The organism is Lactobacillus kullabergensis (assembly GCF_003151025.1).
In the GTDB taxonomy this organism is placed as follows: Bacteria; Bacillota; Bacilli; order Lactobacillales; family Lactobacillaceae; genus Lactobacillus; species Lactobacillus kullabergensis.
Window position 1 is genome coordinate 259,208 of the sequence record NZ_CP029477.1, and the last position, 15,400, is coordinate 274,607.

Sequence of the window (15,400 nt, forward strand, 5' to 3'; positions counted from 1 at the left end):
TATATTTTCTCAGCATTATTGTGCTGGGAATTTTTTTGCTTAAAAAGACTGGCAAGCAATAATTGCTTGCAGAACTCAGGTTTGTGTTATGGTAATGTTTAAGAAATTAGCTAGGTCTAAAGCTATTAGCATAGTGCTTTATGTAATTTAGGATAATTAAAAAATTGGCCTAGACAAAAGGAATTAAACGATGAATCAAATTTTCCAAATCTTAAGTGAGCGCAGGGGCGATTTGGGCGTAGCCCTATTGCAGCACCTGCAAATCTCATTAGTTTCGCTACTAATTGCAATGGTAATTGCAATGCCTCTGGCTTTTTGGGCAGTAAAACACACCAGGGCTGCGGAATTTTTATTACAAATTGCCAGTATATTGCAGACAATCCCTTCATTGGCACTGTTGGGTTTGCTAATTCCACTTGTAGGAATAGGAACAGTACCTGCTGTGATTGCCTTAGTTGTATACGCCTTATTACCAATTTTTCAGAATACTTATCTGGGTTTAACTGAAATTGACCCTGCTCTTGAAGAAGCTGCAGACGCATTTGGCATGTCTCGTTTGCAAAAGTTGCTTAAAGTAGAATTGCCTTTAGCTATGCCAACAATTATTTCCGGTATTAGGACAGCACTGGTTTTAATTATTGGAACTGCCACTATGGCGGCTTTAATTGGTGCTGGGGGTCTTGGTAGTTTTATTCTATTGGGAATTGACCGTAATAATACCGCATTAATTGTTATAGGAGCAGTATGTTCAGGTATTTTAGCAATCACGTTAAGTGCTTTGATTAAGTGGCTGGAGCATGCATCGGTTAAAACTGCTTTAGGAATTTTAAGTGTCAGCATTATATTTTTGGCCGGAAGCGGCATTTACCAAGCAGTTACCAGTCAAAAGGAGACTATTATTATTGCCGGCAAGTTGGGTTCTGAACCAGAGATTTTGATCAATATGTATAAAGATTTAATCGAGCAAGACGATTCACATGTGCAGGTGACTCTGAAACCCAATTTTGGTAAAACGACCTTTTTATACAGTGCTTTGAAAAATGGCAAGATTGATATTTACCCTGAATTTACAGGGACCGTTTTGGAAACTTTTGCCAAATCTCCAGTAAAAACAGCAGGACTAAGCGAAAAAGAGACTTATGAAAAAGCTAAAAAATTAATGTATGAGCAAGATAAACTAACTTTGCTTAAACCCATGGCGTATGATAATACTTATGCTTTGGCTGTCAAAACCTCTTTTAAAAATAAAAATCATTTAAAGAAAATCAGTGATTTGGCTAATATTACTAATCAGTTAAAGGGCGGCATGACTTTAGAGTTCATTGACCGTGGGGATGGTTTTAAAGGGATCAAGAAACTATACAAAATCGATTTTCCTGTTAAATCAATGGAGCCGGCTCTGCGCTACCAAGCAATAAACCAGAATAAAGTTAACATCGTTGATGCCTATTCAACTGACAGTGAGTTGCGGCAGTATCATCTAAGTATTTTAAAGGATGATAAACATAACTTCCCTATTTATCAGGGTGCTCCTTTAATGAGTAATGACTTTGCAAATAAGCATCCCCATATTGTGCATAGTTTGAATAAATTAGCAGGCAGAATTACTGAAAAGCAAATGCAGGAAATGAACTATGAAGTAAACGTTAAAAATATGGATCCGAGACAAGTTGCACATAATTTTTTAGTAAAACAGCATTTGCTTAAGGAGAAGTAAGATGACTTCAGCGATAAAATTTGATCACGTAAAAAAATCGTTTGCTGATAAAGTAGTAGTAAATAACCTTAATCTCGATGTTCAGCAAGGTGAATTATTTGTTTTAGTTGGCAACTCCGGTAGTGGGAAAACAACATCTGTTAAAATGATTAATCGTTTGGAAGACCCAAATTCTGGCCTGGTTTTAGTTAATGAACGGCCCACTACAGAATACAATGTGCAAAAATTGCGCTGGCAAATTGGCTATGTTTTGCAGCAAATTGCACTTTTTCCCAACATGACAGTTGCTCAAAACATTACTCTGATTCCGGCGATCCAGGGTAAGAGCAAGAACCTTGATGAAATAGCTGCACGACTATTAGAAAAAGTGGGGTTAAATCCGCAAGAATATGCCTCAAGATATCCGCATGAATTATCTGGTGGGGAGCAACAGAGGATTGGAATACTACGGGCAATTGCTTCTAAGCCGCCTATTGTCTTAATGGATGAACCGTTTAGTGCCCTTGATCCACTTTCACGGGCAAATTTGCAAAAACTGGTTGTTGACTTGCATCAACAGCTTCATAACACCATTATATTTGTCACTCATGATATGAATGAGGCGCTGCTTTTGGCGGACAGAATTGGTATTATGAAAGATGGGCAATTATTGCAGGTGGACAAACCGGAAGAAGTTTTAAGGCACCCGGCAAATGACTTTGTGAGAGACTTTTTTAAAGGCAGTTTGGGCAATAACTTATACGAAACGCCTTTGAGGCAGGCGGCTTTATTTAATAAATATAAAAAAGATGCTTTAAGGTCACTGCCTGATATGATGGTAATTGGTGAAGAAGAAACTATCGCCAGGCTTCTGCAGCTGTTGTGCGATCATGAAGCAGTGGCAGTGCAAAACCAAAATAAGGAACTTTTAGGATATATTGATCGACAGTGGATAGTGGAATATTTAAATGGTATTAGTAATTTAAACTAAGAAAGCAAGCTGGAAAAACCCAGCTTTTTTAATAAAATAATAAAGTTATGCTTGAATATTAGTAGTTTGTTACAAAATTGTCTAAAATATTAGACATAGATTCTGCTACACTATATTTAGTAGAATAGAAAAATAAAGCGAATATAATCAATAAGTAAAAAGAAGGGAAATTAGCCCTATGAAAATTTTAGTTGTTGACGACGACAAAGAAATCGTCGAATTGTTAAGTATTTATCTCAAAAATGAAGGTTATACTCCGGTTGTTGCATACAGTGGCAAGGAAGCAATTACTAAATTAACTACCACTCCAGATATTGCTTTGATGATCTTAGATGTCATGATGCCTAATATGAGTGGGATTGATGTTATCAAAGAAGTACGTAAAGATTCTGATATTCCTATTATCATTGTGTCTGCTAAAACAGGAGACATGGATAAAATCCAGGGTTTGATTACGGGTGCTGATGACTATGTGTCAAAGCCATTTAATCCATTAGAGGTTATGGCACGAGTTCGTTCGCTTTTACGTCGCAGTCAAAAACAGGTCAAAGATGATGAACCTGACATTCTTGAAGTTGGACCGCTCATTATCAACCGTGATTCACATGAAGTTAAAACAATTGATGGCAAAGATATTCAGTTGACTGCTTTGGAATTCGGTATTCTGTATCTTCTTGCCAGCCACCCTAATCGTGTATTTTCTGCTGATGAAATTTTTGAACGGGTTTGGCAACAGGAATCGATAGTTTCTGCTAAAACCGTTATGGTGCACGTTTCGCACTTGCGTGACAAGATTCAAACGGCCACAGGCGGCGAAGATGTTATTCAGACTGTTTGGGGTGTAGGCTATAAAGTTGAGGCTTAGCTAGATGAAAAAAGAAAGGGTCAAGCTGACAGCTGCTGAAAAAAGCGAGTTGTTTGCTGAAGGCGTTATAACGGTTATTTTGCTGTTATTGTTAAACCTATCGGTGATTATTTTAATCAACTTGACAATTTTACAAAATAAAAACCTGGTTAACGGTATTTATTTTTTAAAAAAGACCATTACTTTTGCTGGTGGACGCCATCTATGGTCTTGGCAAAATACCTTTATTATTTTTATGGGTATTGGCGATTTAATCGTGCTCTACTGGCGCTTAATTCGGCGTTATCATCAAATGCAGTTAAGACATGTTATTTCTGAACTGCATTATATTGCAAAGGGACATTTTGATCATACAATTTCTTTTAAAGTCAAAACAGATTTACAAAAAGTAATTGATTCGATTAATTCATTAGTCGATAGTACAGTCAACGCAATTAATGAAGAAAAGGCGATTGAAAAATCTAAAGATGAACTGATCAGTAATGTTTCTCATGATATCAGAACGCCGTTAACTTCTATCATTGGATATTTAGGATTACTTAAATCGGGGGTGTCAGATCCAGCAGATCAGCAAAAATATCTTAATATCGCGTATATGAAAGCTGAACAAATGAAGTCTCTGGCTCATGATCTGCTTGAGTATACAACGTTAAAATCAACAAGTACCAAACTAAATCTGTCTTCTTTACATATTTTTTCTATGTTGGAACAAGTGGCGGCGGGATTTGAATTTGAAGGTCAAGAAAAAGGGATAGTATTTAATATTGAAGCAAGACCTAAGAATTTAACGATTGAAGCCGATGCAGAAAAGTTAGTACGTGTTTACAATAATCTCATCACTAACGCTTTGAAATATGGTACAGGGGCAACACAAATTAATTTGATTGCTAATTTGGTCAATAACAATGAAGTGGAATTACGGGTAGAAAACAATGGTGCCCAAATTCCTGAAGAGTCGTTAAAAAAAATATTTGAACGGTTCTATAGAGTAGAAGGATCTCGGAATACTAAAACAGGTGGTACAGGACTGGGTCTGTCAATTACCAAAAGCATTGTTGATCTTCATCACGGCAAAATTCGTTGTGAATCTGATAAAGATTGGACACGTTTCATTATTTGTCTGCCTTTGAACCTAAAGAGTGAAAAAACTCCAGCATAGCTGTGGTATAATTTTGACTGAGATATTAAATAGAGGAGTATAGCATGAGTATTTCTTTAAATACCTGTATTTTAATTTTAAAAGAGCACCATCTGCTTAAATCAAGTGCTGTTCAGGACACCGTCCCATCTAAAATGGAATATGTGTCATATGATTCACGGGATGTTCAAACCAATACACTGTTCTTTTGTAAAGGTGCTGGTTTTCGTCCTACATTTTTGTCAATGGCAAAAGCAAATGGTGCCAACTGTTATGTAGCAGAGCAACCATATCCAGAAGGCAAGGGAATGCATGCACTGATTGTGCGCAATGTTTCTAAGGCAATGGCTCTATTGTCTGCAGCCTTTTTCCGCTTTCCTCAAGATGATTTATATTTAATTGCTATTACTGGTACTAAAGGTAAAACCACTTCTGCTTATTTTTTAAAAGGAATGCTGGATCAAGTCAATGGTGGCAAAACAGCACTGATTTCTTCGGTCAACACAGTTGTAGGTCAGGGAAAAGATGATACTTTTAAATCCAGCTTAACCACTCCTGAATCACTTGATTTGTTCCGTGATATGCGAACGGCTGTGGACAATGGTATGACGCATATGGTTATGGAAGTTTCCAGTCAGGCTTATAAGAAAAACAGGGTGTTTGGACTAACTTATGACTTAGGCTTTTTCTTAAACATTTCACCCGATCATATTGGACCTAATGAGCATCCTAACTTTGCTGATTATTTACACTGCAAACTGCAGTTATTGGTTAATGCGCGCAAGTGTATTATTAACGCTCAGACTGACCATTTTGACGAAGTTTATGCTGCTGCCACGACTACTACTGATCCAGACAGTATCTACTTGTTTGCTGACGAAAAATTTAGCAATCCGAACCTAAAACAGACAATTGATTTTCGGTTTGCAACCGAAAAACTTGATATGGCTCAGACTAAATTTCAGGTATTATGTGTCAGTGACAAAGCAAGGCAGCTTAAAATAGCTGGTGATTACCAGTTAAAGATGCTGGGTGACTTTAATGAATCAAACGGTACGGCTGCAGTAATTGGAGCCGGACTGGCCGGAATGGATCATGACGATGCTGCTAAAGGAATTAGTCAAGTAACGGTTCCTGGACGGATGCAGACAGAAGTGACCAAAGACCATGGTGTAGTGGTTGTAGATTATGCACATAACGAAGCTTCCATGATGGCACTTATGGGCTTTATGCAACGTGAATTTAATAATCCAAAAATCATTGTTGTTGTAGGTGCTCCAGGTGATAAGGGTGTCTCTCGCCGTCCCGGTTTTAGTCACAGTTTAAATACGTATGCGGATAAGGCTTTTTTAACTACTGATGACCCGGGATTTGAAGATCCAAAAGAAATTGCACAGGAAATTAATGCCGGAATTGATCATTCTAAAGTTGATGTAACAATAGAACTCGATCGTAAGAAGGCCATATATGATGCCATTAATTTGTCGAAAAAAGGTGATATTGTCCTGATTTGCGGTAAAGGTGCAGACGGTTTTCAAAAAATACGCGGTGTAGATACGCCATATCCATCTGATATTATGGTTGCTCAACAGGTAATTGATGAGCTTGAAGGCAAAAAAGAACACTTTAGAAGTTAGAAAAGCAGGTATAATGAAACATTTTTTTAGTATTATTGGCGGTATGGGCACTATTGCGACTGAAAGTTATGTCCGGATGATTAATCATCGTATCAAAATTACTAAAGATCAGGATTATTTAAATTATATTTTAGTTAATGATGCACAAGTTCCTGATCGTACAGCATATATCAAAGATCCCAGCAAGCCTAATTTTTTCACTGCTTTGCGTGAGGATGTGCTCCAGCAAGCACAACTAAAGCCTGATTTTTTTGTAATGCCATGCAACACAGCTCATTATTGTTATGATGACTTGGCCAAACTGACAGACATACCTTTTTTGCATATGATGCGCATTGCTGTTCATAAGTTTATAACCGATTATCCACGAGAGAAAAAAATTGGTTTAATTGCCACCGAAGGATCAATTTACGATCATTTGTATGAAGATGAGATTAAAGAAGTAGGGCGTGAGGTTGAAATTGGAGGATCTGAGATTCAGCCAATGGTTACTGAACTGATTTATTCAAATATCAAGGAAAAAGGTGTGGTTAATGGCGAACTTTACCACCACATATTGCAAACAATGCATGATCAATATGGGTGCAATGTGATTTTACTTGGCTGTACTGAATTGTCGCTGGCTCAGGAAAAAGCTCCAGATCATCCTTATAATGTTATCGACCCGCAAGTAATCTTGGCTGACGTAGCAATTGAACTGGAACTGAAAATACGTGCGGGAATGGATCCAAGAACAGCTATAGAGAAATATATGTATTAATAAAACGTAAGTTTTACATATTAAATTAAAATAGACTAGTAATCAATTTGATTGTTAGTCTATTTATTTTGCCAAAAAAAGTTGACAATGTTATCACTAAGTAGTAGTGTATTATAAAAGTGATACAGTTAAAAATAGGAGGGCTAAGATGCTATATCTTTTGTATATATTTATTAGCATACTGATAATTGTCACTACTAATTTAGCAGTGACAACAATTTTGAGTATCAGAGACGCTTATTGCAATCATCTTAAAGATCATTCGTCATTTGGCACTGCCTTTAAAAAATATTTTGGTAAAAACAATAATATTCCTCTCCATTTGTCTGATTGGAAGTTTTAAGGAATAATTTATTTAAGTTTGAGCTTATCATGTATTTAATTATATAAAACAATAAATTGCTATTGCCGATAGGGCATAACTATATTATACTAAAAACAGTTGAATACGGTTTCTTCGGGGCAGGGTGTAATTCCTTACCGACGGTGACAATTAATGATTGAAGTCCGTGACCCGCGTTTTGCGGTGGAACTAGTGCAAGTCTAGTACCGACAGTTAAAGTCTGGATGGGAGAAGAACAAACAAGATTAAGCAGAAAACTCGCGTCGTTATTAAACTTCGCTGAAATCTTATTTGATGAATAAAAAAATAAGCCTCGTTGATTTTATCAACGAGGTTTTTTAATGCTTAGGAAGTGAAATAGTGCAGGATAGAGATTATATGCAAATGGCAGTCCAAGAGGCTTTAAAAGCTCAGGGAATGACTTGGACAAACCCATTAGTTGGTGCAGTTTTGGTTAAAGATGGTCAGGTTTTAGCAACTGGCTACCACCATCAATTTGGCAAAGAACATGCGGAAGTAAATACACTGTCACACTTAGCAGATCCCAAACAAGCTCGGGGAGCAACTTTGTATGTAACATTGGAGCCTTGCAGTCATTATGGTAAGCAGCCACCTTGTTGCAAAAAAGTAGCCGAGGCCGGAATCAAAAAAGTTGTTATTGGTCAGGTCGATCCTCATCAAATTGTGGCAGGTAAAGGCATTAAATATCTTAAAAGTCATGGTGTTCAGACTGAGGTCATTGGTGGCACTGAGAGTTTAAATGTTGCGTATAACTTTTTTTATCAGCAAGAAAGGCCCTTTGTGACACTTAAATATGCAATGTCTATTGATGGCAAAATTAATGCCGCGGGCAAAAGAAGAACACTTTTGACTGGGGATGCGGCTCAAGTAGATGTACAAAAATTGCGGTTGCAAAATCAAGCCATTTTAATTGGTGCAAACACATTACGCATTGACAATCCGCTGTTAACTGTCAGAATAAAAAACTTACCACATCCACCTATTAGGATTGTGTTAACTAAGGATGCCAATCGGTTGGATTTTACCAGTCAAATATTTAAGACCCGGGGTCAAATTTGGTTACTGAGTGAAACAAACTTAACTCAAAATGTTGGAGAAAATGTGTGCTGTTATACTGCTAGCAAATGGACACCCCAAAAGGTGATCCAACTTTTGGCTGAACATGAAATTCAATCGTTGTTAGTTGAAGGTGGCAGCAATGTACAAGCCCAGTTTATAGCAACTGATTTGGTGGATGAAATAGTAACGTATATTACCCCTCTGGTGTTGGGTGGTACAGCACTACCTGCTGTGTACGGACAGGCTTTAGCAGAAATAAGTCACTACCAATTATTGGATGTTAAAAGTTTAAACCAAGATGTAAGAATTCGTGTGAGGAGAAAAGAATGTTTACAGGAATAATTCAAACAACTGGTACGATAACTCGCTTAGAAATAAGTGCGCAACATGCTAGACTAGGTATTTGTGCGCCAAAATTGATGCAAAAAGATTTGCCTTTAGGAGCAAGCATTGCCGTGAACGGCATCTGCTTAACCATTACTGACTGGAGCGAAGAAGATTTTGCAGTTGATGTAATGCCAGAAACAATGAAAAGAACTAATCTAGGCAAGTTGCAAAAAGGTAGTTTGGTTAATTTGGAGCCTTCACTGGCGCTAAACGGCAAACTGGATGGTCATATTGTTGCAGGACACATTGATACAACAGCCGAGCTCGTAAAACGAGTTGAAAACGAAAATTCTATTGAATTGGAATTTCAAGTACCACATAAGTATGCTCCCTTTATTGTTGAAAAAGGGTCGATCGCTATTGACGGCATCAGTTTAACCGTCACGATGGCAGAGAATGATCATTTTGGCGTAAGCTTAATTCCTTATACCATTCAAAATACTACGCTTGCTCATTATCAAGTGGGCGATAAAGCAAATATTGAAGTGGATATGATTGGTCGCTACGCAGTTAAGCAGATTCAGGCTTGGAAAAAAGAATTATGATGGAGAAAAAAATGACAGAACAATTGAACGAAAAAATGCAAAAGGTATTAAAACATATGCTAAAAGGTGGATTAGTTATTGTCGCTGATTCGCCTCAACGTGAGTCTGAAGGGGACATGATTGGCTTAGCAGAGAAGGTTACACCGCAAGCGGTTAATATGATGATTACTAAGGCTCGTGGATTATTATGCGTACCAATGAGCAAAGCGTATGCCGACCGTCTGCAATTAAAACCAATTGAAACTGGCTCGAACGATACTTTTGGCACAGCTTTTACTCTTAGTGTTGACTCCACTGAAACTACTACGGGAATTTCAGCTTTTGATCGTGCGAAAACAATTAAAAAGTTAGCTGATCCTAATAGTCAATGGGCTGATTTTTATCATCCTGGTCATGTTTTCCCGTTAGTAGCTAAAGAAGGTGGCGTGCTGGAACGGACCGGTCATACAGAAGCAGCCTTAGATTTGGCAAGACTAGCTGGCGTTGCTCCTGTTGGCTTTATTTGTGAGTGCATTAAAAAAGACGGAACAATGGCCAGACGCAAAGATCTAAAAGCTTTAGCAGAAGGACTTGGCATACCTTATTTGACCATTGAGGAGTTAATTGAGTACCGTAAAAATCAGGAAAACAAAGATTTGGGGATTGAATCTTTTACTAAGGTTGACTTTCCTACAAAATATGGTCACTTCCAGCTTGAAGGTTTCAGAGATACCAAGCATCCTGAAAAGCAGCCTACTTTATTAATTAGCAAAGGTGAAGTTAAAAAAGGTGAGCCGCTTTTATTGCGGCTTCACAGTGAATGCTTAACGGGAGATGTATTTGGTTCTAAGCGTTGTGATTGTGGCGCTCAACTGGCTGAAGCATTAACTAAAATTGAAGAAAATGGTTCAGGAGCGGTTTTATACTTGCGTCAAGAAGGTCGAGGCATTGGCCTGGAGAATAAATTACGCGCTTATAAGCTGCAAGATGAGGGTATGAATACAGTAGAAGCTAACCAGCATCTAGGCTTGCCAGTTGATGCTCGCCGCTATAATGTCGCAGCCGAAATCTTACGACAAAAGGGTGTTAGCGAAGTTAAATTAATGACTAATAACCCGGATAAGGTAGCGCAATTAGAAAACTATGGCATCAAAGTTACTGAACGCATTCCAGTTGAAGTGGGCATGACGACAGAGAATAAGAAATACTTGGCTACTAAAAAGCATGAAATGAATCATATTTTAAATGAGGTGGATTAATTATGAAAGAAATTAACGGAAACATTGCTCAAGGACAAGATAAAAAGATTGGTATTGTTGTTGCTCAGTTTAATGGTGTGGTAACGGATCGTCTCCTTTCTGGAGCTGTGTCACAATTAAAAAAATCGGGCGTGAAAGATGAAAATATTGTGGTAATACGGGTACCTGGTGCCTTTGAAATTGCCCGTACGGTAAACTGCTTGGCAAAAAGTGGTAAGGTTGACGGTATCATTGCATTAGGAGCAGTAATTCGGGGTGAAACAGCTCACTTTACCTACGTTTGTGAAGGCACTACTTCACAGTTAGCAGCAGCATCAGCAAATGGCACAGTGCCAGTGATGTTTGGCGTGTTAATGACTGATACGGTGGCACAAGCAACTGATCGTGCCGGTGGTAAATCGGGCAATAAAGGTGCAGAGTGTGCTACGGATGTGTTAGAGGTTTTAAATATAGAAGAACAAATTAAACAATTATAATTACTACATTTAATCACTGTTCATAATGACTAGAAAACAAGTCGCTTCTACTATCAGAAACGACTTGTTTTCTTTTTAATTAATAAATATGTGATTATCAATTATATATTATATAAAAGCTATTAATGTTATTTTATATCTTGAATTTTATTGTGATATTTTAATTTCTTTATCATTATTTTAGTAAAAATAATTTAAAATAAGCTTGCTTTGTTATTATTTAATATATATAATAAAGATGTAATAATATACATACTTTTTTCGGATAGACAAAATAGTTGAATTTATGTTAGGAGGTAAGAAATGAATAAAGGATTAGATCACAATAAGCGGACTGGAGCACTGCTTTTTAGCAGTTTAACGGCAGCTGCGCTTGGTTTGATGAGTTTGAATACTAATGTCGTAAAGGCTGATAGCAATTCAGGAACACAAGACACTGCACGAAGCTTTAATAAGAATGATAATGATAGTCGTGTTAAAACTCGAGTAGCAAACAATACTGTATCTCAAGTAAATAATCAGGGCGTTACTACTGATAATGCGAATACCACTGCACCAGAAGGAAATACTAATGGTACTACAGATAATGCAGATAAAACTCAAAATGGGAGTGTAGAATTACCGCAGGGCAACAATAAAGATTCCAACTCCCAAACTTCTGCTGGTAATGATCAACCAGAAACAGACATCACTAAGAATGAAAATAAAATTAGTACAAAAACTATTAAAACAAGTAAGTGGGGTAATGCTGACGAAAGTTATGATAGTGATACTAACGTATTAACTGTAAGTGGAAGTCATGATAAGGATAATCCGACTATTGTCAATACAACTAAAACTTTAGGTGAATTTCTAGATCAAGGTGGACGAAACCCTGATATTGCAAAGGTAAAAAAGGTAATCTTTGACGGTTACTTTAAAGTTGTTGGCAATACCATGTCAGTTTTTATTAGCCTTAGTGGCCTAACTGATATTGAAGGCTTAGAAAACGTTGATACTTCGGAAGCGACCACCATGTTTGCCTGGTTTAGTCAATGCAGTAGTCTTAAACACGTAGATCTTTCTCATTTTAATACCTCAAATGTTAAAAACATGTCTTATATGTTTGACCGCTGTACCAATCTCGAAGATCTTGACCTAAGTAAATTTGATACTTCCCAAGTCAAAGATATGTCATATATGTTTGCTGGTTGCAAAAGTCTCAAAGAATTAGATTTGCAGAATTTTAATACTTCCCAAGTCACAAATATGTCATGGATGTTTGCAGGATGTGAGAGTCTTAAAAAATTAAATGTTACTAGCTTCAATACCACTAATGTTAAAGACATGTCATTTATGTTTAATCACTGTGCAAGTTTGACTAACATTGATGTACACAGTTTTGATACTAAAAATGTTGAAAATATGGCGTCAATGTTTAGTATGTATTATTCTTATAAGAGCGATACGAGTTCAGTATTCGGTTGGGATTCCAGCCTTGTCTCACTTGATCTTTCTAACTTTAATACTAGTAAAGTAACGAATATGTCATCTATGTTCATGAAATGTACAAAGCTAAAAGACCTAAACATCTCTAGCCGTAGCTTTAATACCTCTCAAGTTAAAACTATGAATAGTATGTTTAATGGATGTAATAAGTTAACATACTTAGACCTGCGCAACTTTGATACTGCAAATGTTGTAGATATGTCATACATGTTTCGTGATACAAATAGTTTAGTCGGTTTGAATTTGTCAAGTTTCAATACTTCTAAAGTACAAAGCATGAGTCAAATGTTCTATCTCTACGCTAATCCTGAAAAAGATGGTAAATATCCTAAACTTTCGAACTTAAGAACCCTAGACATCAGCAATTTTGATATGAGTAGTAACGGTAACACCTATGATATGTTGAGAGGGCACCAAAACCTGCTAGTTTTGAAACTGGGAAAAGGAAACAAACTCGTTTCAATTATGGGTCTTGATACACCAGGAACTTGGTTAAATGTTGGAAAGAAAACAATGCAGGATCCTGAATCCTCAGAAATATGGTCATCAGATCAACTGATAAACAATTGGAAAGATGGTGCAAAAGATGAAACGTACGTGCGTGAAACTACAATAACAGCTCATTATCAAGATGAAAAGGGCAAGACGCTTGCGCCTGATGAGACTTACACTGGTACATACAGCACTCCTTATGAAGCTAAAGTCAAAGAAATTCCTGGTTATGTTTTAACAGCTATGCCGAAAAATGCTAAAGGACTGATAGGCGAAAACGTAGATGATATTATGTTTATTTATCAAAAACCTACTGACAATGGTAACGGTAAAACGCCTGTTAAGGCCGCTGATGTAACGGTTCATTATGAAGATGAAAACGGTAATCAAATCGCTCCTAATGTTATTTTAAGCGGTAATGTTGGTGACGGCTATCAAACTGAAACAAAAGCTATTTCTGGTTATACGTTAAAGACCAGACCTAATAACGCTACAGGTTTCTTTACCAGCGAATCTCAAGATGTGGTTTACGTTTACACGAAGAATGATCAAAGTGCTAAGGAACCGGGAAAAGAACCGGGACAGGAACCAAGCGACAATCACAATAATCATAATTCTAGCGGTAATTCAAAGCCGAATAAGAATAAGAAGGGAACACATAAGACTAATAAAAAGGCAACTAAAGAAAGCAAGTCTACCAGTAAGCCAAATGAAGGTCGTGAGCAACTAGGTAAGTCTACTGGAACAAATAAAAAGACCAGAACTTTGGCTCAGACAGGTTCAGATTGGAAATCTCAAGTAGGCATGCTTTTCTCAGGTGCTTCAGCACTAGTTTTGAGTCTTTTAGGTGTGGTGACTAAACGCAGAAGAAAAGAATAATAATTGTTTGAAGCATATTAATTTAAAAAGTTAACTTAAATCAATCATTTCTTTTATGAGAGATGGTTGATTTTTTTGCTCAATTTTAATTGATCATTTCTTGGAGGTACTGCTGCACATTATTGCCAAGAAGGCTAAAAACAAGTAAAAGGGCAATTCCTGCAGCAAGTAAAGTAAGAGCTGGTTGGTGGCAAGCATTGGCGATTGCAGATATTCCGACAGTAAAAAAGATATTCAAGAGAGCACTCCCCAGCTGCAAGAAACTTGATTGGGAAGACTGCACCTCTTTACCGGTTCTTTTAATTCTAGTTTTATTGCACCAATTAGCGATTGGTAAAGTTTCGACATATATCAGTACAGTAATAACAGTCATAGTAACGATTGTTTGGTTTAAAAAGAAAATTCCTAAAGCCAGGGTGGTAATAAATACTAAAGCACTAAGCAGCCAAAATGTATTATCAAAGTGGATAAGAATAGCACCTAAGAAAAGCCCACTGACTACGGCAACTAGTAGCCAGTAAACGTGACTATAGTTAGGATCAATTGCTTTCCAGAAATAGATTGTCAATCCGTTAAATACTGCTTGGAGAGCACTGGTAAAAATGGCAACAATAATTGAGGCGCGTAAGCCTTTGCTAGCAGTTATGTTGTGCCAAACTGTTATGAGGTGAGTTAAGGTTTTAAAACTATTTTGGTTTTTAGTAAAGTGCCTTTGGCGTAAAGTAATAGAGAGAAAGATATTTATAAAAAAACCGCAGCTTGCTACTAAGAGAAAAGACAAATAGTTGCGGGTAGTAAAAATTAAAACTGCCATCGCTGCCACACTGGCGATATTACCAATAAGTCCGGCAATGGAATTAAGGTTAATAGTTCGCTCCAGTGCATTATCAGTCAAAAGTGACTTTAAATTCCCAGTGAAAGATAACCCTTCTACTAAGCTAAACATTGTTATACACAGGTCAACCAGCATGTATAAGGGTACAAAGTATTTTTGTGGAAAAGTAAAAGGGAGTAATAAAAATAAACTCAGTAAAATATACATCCAGATAAGCATGCGGCGCTTGTCAGTATTGTCAAGCTTGGAACCGATAAATAAAACACTCAAAATAAGTGCTAATGAACTGATGCTTGAGATCAAGCCGTTAATAACGATATTATCTGAATATTCACGGATAATTAGTGAACCGCCAATTCCAACTAAGATGCTGCTAAAATTCGTCAAAAAATTGATTAGTGGTAATAATATTTGGTTACGGCTGAGAAAGTTATTATTGTCCAATTTTGCCACGCTTTCGTTTTGTATAATGAGAAGCGTAACATGTAGGAATTTTGCTGGCACCAAAAGTAACATAAAAGGCCGTTTCTTTTACTTGAAACGGCCTTTT

12 protein-coding genes and 1 riboswitch are annotated in these 15,400 nt (G+C 37.0%); of the genes, 11 read left to right on the forward strand and 1 reads right to left on the reverse strand.

The genetic code is table 11. From position 1 onward, the window contains the following. Nucleotides 1–190 precede the first annotated feature (190 nt). From DKL58_RS01255 to DKL58_RS01310, 11 genes are all read left to right on the forward strand, one after another. A complete protein-coding gene (locus DKL58_RS01255; RefSeq protein WP_109585809.1) occupies nucleotides 191–1,717 on the forward strand; it encodes an ABC transporter permease/substrate-binding protein in 1,527 nt (508 codons plus the stop codon). Between the two features lies 1 nt (nucleotide 1,718). Further along, nucleotides 1,719–2,687, forward strand: coding sequence for an ABC transporter ATP-binding protein (locus tag DKL58_RS01260; RefSeq protein WP_109585810.1), 969 nt, complete (start codon nucleotides 1,719–1,721; stop codon nucleotides 2,685–2,687). A gap of 178 nt (nucleotides 2,688–2,865) precedes the next feature. Beyond that, nucleotides 2,866–3,552 carry a response regulator transcription factor CroR gene (croR, locus tag DKL58_RS01265; protein ID WP_034978891.1) on the forward strand — a complete coding sequence of 229 codons (687 nt, stop codon included), beginning with the start codon at nucleotides 2,866–2,868 and terminating at the stop codon, nucleotides 3,550–3,552. Nucleotides 3,553–3,556: 4 nt separating this feature from the next. Beyond that, nucleotides 3,557–4,711, forward strand: coding sequence for a sensor histidine kinase (locus tag DKL58_RS01270; protein ID WP_034978889.1), 1,155 nt, complete (start codon nucleotides 3,557–3,559; stop codon nucleotides 4,709–4,711). 44 nt (nucleotides 4,712–4,755) lie between these two features. Further along, a complete protein-coding gene (locus tag DKL58_RS01275; protein ID WP_045927485.1) occupies nucleotides 4,756–6,327 on the forward strand; it encodes a UDP-N-acetylmuramoyl-L-alanyl-D-glutamate--2,6-diaminopimelate ligase in 1,572 nt (523 codons plus the stop codon). 13 nt (nucleotides 6,328–6,340) lie between these two features. Then, nucleotides 6,341–7,087: an aspartate/glutamate racemase family protein gene (locus DKL58_RS01280; RefSeq protein WP_109586982.1), complete on the forward strand. Its 747-nt coding sequence runs from the start codon at nucleotides 6,341–6,343 to the stop codon at nucleotides 7,085–7,087. Nucleotides 7,088–7,536: 449 nt separating this feature from the next. Beyond that, a riboswitch (FMN riboswitch) is annotated at nucleotides 7,537–7,670 on the forward strand. A gap of 120 nt (nucleotides 7,671–7,790) precedes the next feature. Beyond that, complete coding sequence (gene ribD / locus DKL58_RS01290) at nucleotides 7,791–8,852, forward strand: bifunctional diaminohydroxyphosphoribosylaminopyrimidine deaminase/5-amino-6-(5-phosphoribosylamino)uracil reductase RibD (RefSeq protein ID WP_239386401.1); 1,062 nt, start codon at nucleotides 7,791–7,793, stop codon at nucleotides 8,850–8,852. Beyond that, nucleotides 8,837–9,442, forward strand: a complete 606-nt coding sequence (gene ribE / locus DKL58_RS01295; RefSeq protein WP_109585811.1) for a riboflavin synthase — start codon at nucleotides 8,837–8,839, stop codon at nucleotides 9,440–9,442. Before ribD ends, ribE begins: the two co-directional genes overlap by 16 nt. 11 nt (nucleotides 9,443–9,453) lie before the next feature. Next, nucleotides 9,454–10,680: a GTP cyclohydrolase II gene (ribA, locus tag DKL58_RS01300; protein WP_109586984.1), complete on the forward strand. Its 1,227-nt coding sequence runs from the start codon at nucleotides 9,454–9,456 to the stop codon at nucleotides 10,678–10,680. Between the two features lie 2 nt (nucleotides 10,681–10,682). Then, entirely contained in the window at nucleotides 10,683–11,156 is a 474-nt protein-coding gene (ribH, locus tag DKL58_RS01305; protein WP_045927488.1) for a 6,7-dimethyl-8-ribityllumazine synthase, read from the forward strand. Nucleotides 11,157–11,459: 303 nt separating this feature from the next. Then, a complete protein-coding gene (locus DKL58_RS01310; RefSeq protein ID WP_109585812.1) occupies nucleotides 11,460–14,015 on the forward strand; it encodes a BspA family leucine-rich repeat surface protein in 2,556 nt (851 codons plus the stop codon). Nucleotides 14,016–14,100: 85 nt separating this feature from the next. Here DKL58_RS01310 and DKL58_RS01315 read toward each other — a convergent pair whose 3' ends face one another. Continuing rightward, nucleotides 14,101–15,294, reverse strand: coding sequence for an MFS transporter (locus DKL58_RS01315; protein ID WP_162542311.1), 1,194 nt, complete (start codon nucleotides 15,292–15,294; stop codon nucleotides 14,101–14,103). Between the last annotated feature and the right edge of the window lie 106 nt (nucleotides 15,295–15,400).